The sequence below is a fragment of the Nitrososphaerales archaeon genome (genome assembly GCA_025058425.1).
GTDB lineage: Archaea > Thermoproteota > Nitrososphaeria > Nitrososphaerales > JANXEG01 > JANXEG01.
The window spans coordinates 1-2,909 of sequence record JANXEG010000080.1; the positions used below are offsets into that span (position 1 = coordinate 1).

At 39.2% G+C, this 2,909-nt stretch carries 6 protein-coding genes; all 6 read right to left on the bottom strand.

All coding sequences use genetic code 11. From position 1 onward, the window contains the following. Window positions 1–256, bottom strand: a 256-nt coding sequence (locus tag NZ896_06690; GenBank protein MCS7117132.1) for a hypothetical protein, incomplete at its 3' end; no start/stop codon positions are given. A gap of 121 nt (window positions 257–377) precedes the next feature. Continuing rightward, window positions 378–614, bottom strand: a complete 237-nt coding sequence (locus tag NZ896_06695) for a hypothetical protein (GenBank protein ID MCS7117133.1) — start codon at window positions 612–614, stop codon at window positions 378–380. After that, entirely contained in the window at window positions 607–1,785 is a 1,179-nt protein-coding gene (locus NZ896_06700; protein ID MCS7117134.1) for a glycosyltransferase family 4 protein, read from the bottom strand. Before NZ896_06700 ends, NZ896_06695 begins: the two co-directional genes overlap by 8 nt. 118 nt (window positions 1,786–1,903) lie before the next feature. Then, window positions 1,904–2,152, bottom strand: a complete 249-nt coding sequence (locus NZ896_06705; GenBank protein ID MCS7117135.1) for a hypothetical protein — start codon at window positions 2,150–2,152, stop codon at window positions 1,904–1,906. A gap of 79 nt (window positions 2,153–2,231) precedes the next feature. Further along, window positions 2,232–2,669: a uroporphyrinogen-III synthase gene (locus tag NZ896_06710; GenBank protein MCS7117136.1), complete on the bottom strand. Its 438-nt coding sequence runs from the start codon at window positions 2,667–2,669 to the stop codon at window positions 2,232–2,234. Between the two features lie 48 nt (window positions 2,670–2,717). Continuing rightward, window positions 2,718–2,909: hypothetical protein (locus tag NZ896_06715; protein ID MCS7117137.1), on the bottom strand; the 192-nt coding region annotated here is incomplete at its 5' end.

Consider the following 2,909-nt stretch of genomic DNA (forward strand, 5'->3'; position numbering starts at 1 on the left):
GTGGTTGTGATATTACCGAGATTTCGACACCGGGCAGATCGTACGCTTTAAGGATTCTATTAGCGTACATTTCAACCTCTTCAGATTCATCTTTGGCTTTAGGTGAGATAATTTTTAAACCATCACTCTTACGAGCTTCTACAACCGTCCGAGGTTCGTTCAAAGCTAAAAGAGGAGCATATCCGAACCTACCGATCCCAAATGGATCTATATCGCCCAAGTGAAGCCTTGCTGGTGCAGATACTCTTACTCCCATAGGCGCATTAATATATATGGCTATATATAAGGATAATTAAATTTTAAAATCGGTCTCACCTTAATACGAATCACAATTTGGACGATCTAACGATAGCTCATAATAATGCTTGGATTCAAGTTTAAGAATATATGGAGCAGGCTGCAATTATTCCCGTGTTCGTAAGATAAAAGTATTCTCTTCCTTCGAAAAAGATCTTCTTTACATGACCAAGCTTTATCAACTCACTCAACGATGTACTCAATTCGTTAATATTCAGCCCAACCCTATTTGCGAGTTCATCGACATTTATAGCACGTTCTTCAGAGGTTATCCCTAAGGTTAGTAACGATGATAGGACCCTTTTTATATCACTCAAATTTGACCACCTGCTTTGATGATTCGTATACGTGGATGATTCTCTGGGCGATCAGAGACCAATCGTACTTTTTAACTTTATCCTTACCATTTAGTATAAGTTTATGGGCAAACTTCTGATCGCTGAGAACCCTATCTATACCCCAAGCGATACTGTCAGGATTGTTGGGATAAACCCAGACCCCATCACTCTCGTGCTCGACGATTTCAGCAAGGCCACCAACATTTGTAACGACTACAGGTAGACCATTCACCATACCTTCTAGAGCTACGATACCGAATGGTTCGTATCTGGAGCTGACTACGAGTACATCTGATGACTTAAAGATTTCAATAAGTTCTTGATCATTTATAAAGCCTGTAAATATAACCTTCTTCCCTACACCCAGATCCCAGGCCAACTTCTCCAATTCACCTCTCATATATCCATCTCCAACGATCACGAGTCTTGAGTTGGGATGAATTGTTAAAACTTTAGAGAATGCTTTGATCAGATCGTCAAAGCCCTTCTGCCATGTCAATCTACCTACAGCCAATATAATTCGTTCATCTGGTGAAATGCCCAATCTCGCCCTTACAGCATCTCTATTTACAACTACATCGAATGTCTTGATATCTATACCATTACTTATTACATGTACTTTATCTAGAGGCAAATTGTAGAGCCTTACGACTTCATTCTTCATATATTCACTAACCGTTATTACGTAGGAGGCCTCGAATGAACCCCACCATTCCAATCCGTGAACCATGTGGGATTCAGGAGAGTGTAGGCCAGCAGATCTACCCACTTCTGTACTGTGAAAGGTTACGACCAATGGTTTTGACAAAAGATGCTTCAAGACTATACCACAAGGGATCGTGAGCCAATCGTGGGCGTGAATTACATCGAATGGGCCGAACTTATCCACCAGACGCCCTACCTTCTTCTCAAAGAAGTGGTTAAAGAGCATCACCCATAGATGAAAGCTAGGTGCACCGACTTCAACCTTTACCCTATGAATGTGAAGCGAACCATCGACTTCGTATTCAGGTGTATTTGGAAAGTCGAGCGTTACTACGTGAACTTCGACACCAGCTTTCGCCATCGATCTACAGATCCAGTACACATGCCTAGCTATACCTCCAATAATACGTGGCGGATACTCCCAAGTTAGCATGCAAACCTTCACGAAGAAGACCCTCCATTAAGTAGATAATTTGCTTTTTCATATAACTCTTATTAATACCTCAACTAGTAGTGATACCAGAAATGAATTATGTGTAATATATGATGATTTATCTCAAGCTTTAAGATAAGTGTGTAAGTGATTTTATGAATCCCCTTAAACTCTCATAATAATCATCTATTCTACCAGTATCTGAAAGGTGTGATATGCGAAAACCCAATCTTTCAGCCTCACTTGCTATCCTCTTACTAAGTGCTGAAAAGATCACGTTATTTAACTGTACGTGATCAAGAGCCTTTGAAAGGGTCTGAACAATTTTGATAGAGGTTAAGATCAATAGATATGTCTGTGAATTGTCTGATTTGAACAACTTAATCACACGTTCTAACCCTTCCACCGATTCTTCCACGCTATATAACTTGAAGATGTGACTATTCTCAAATTTATCTTTAATGAATCCCTCTAGAATTATTGACATTCTTTGAACAATATAACACAACGATGCTTTTGTATGACAATCCTTTAAGTAGCTGTATCAAACCTTCCGAGTTATGTTTGCTAGGCAGATCTACCGATCTTACACCCAAAGATTTCAATAAAGAAGCCGTCCCGAAGCCTATGGCGATGCTGTACGATCTTGCACACTCCCAAGCCTCTGATATCAAATCGAACACTACTTTAACGGCCGTTTTACTTGTAAATATGGAAAGGTCTGGTTTAAATTTTGATTGAAATATCTTTCGTGCCAGCATTATTTCATTATGATCGATACAAACCCTTACTATAGGTATCACCTTTATAGATAGGTTAAGATCTCTAAGCTTCTTCATTATGTTCTCAGATGTACCCTCCATTCCTGTAAGTATAATTGTCAATCCTTCACTCAATTATACTACATCTTCCATTATTCTTGCCTCTTTTCTTCTTTTTATAATCTATCTCAATTTATCTCTTAATCCAACCACTCTCCCAAGGATGATCACGGCTGGAGGTTTGATCTGCACCTCTTTTGCCAACTTTACGATATTCTGTAAATTTCCAACGATCGTCCTTTCATTCTTTAATGAGACATTTTCGATTATAGCTACAGGTGTATCTAAAGATAGATTGGAGGATAACGCCGCATC